Source organism: Phormidium sp. CCY1219 (genome assembly GCF_055795085.1).
On record NZ_JAYFEQ010000659.1, the window covers coordinates 1 to 308 of the forward strand.

Annotated in this window: 1 pseudogene; it reads right to left on the reverse strand. The window is 54.9% G+C overall.

Features of this window, described 5'->3' with window-relative positions:
• Positions 1-308, reverse strand: a pseudogene (locus AC0QH1_RS19195) (hypothetical protein); the annotation flags it as partial.

Consider the following 308-nt stretch of genomic DNA (forward strand, 5'->3'; position numbering starts at 1 on the left):
CCATCTACTTGTTCCTCGGCAAGATATAGCCCAACGTTTGCATTATCAGTCATCCCCCCAAGGGTTAGACTAAAATCTTTGACTTCGTTAAGGGTGAAGCGGTAGTAATCATTGGAGTCAGCGCTACCTACAAAGTTATCGAAAGTCCGAGTGCCACTAAAAATACCTAAATCGGCGGCTGTTTCTGGCGTGCTACCGGGTTCGCTCACCGGTGCCGGTGCTGGCGGTGGTGGAGGTGGGGGTGGGGGTGCAACAGGCCCAGGGCCTCCGGCGGCGGCAATTCTTCCTTCTGCCATGCCGGCGAAAAC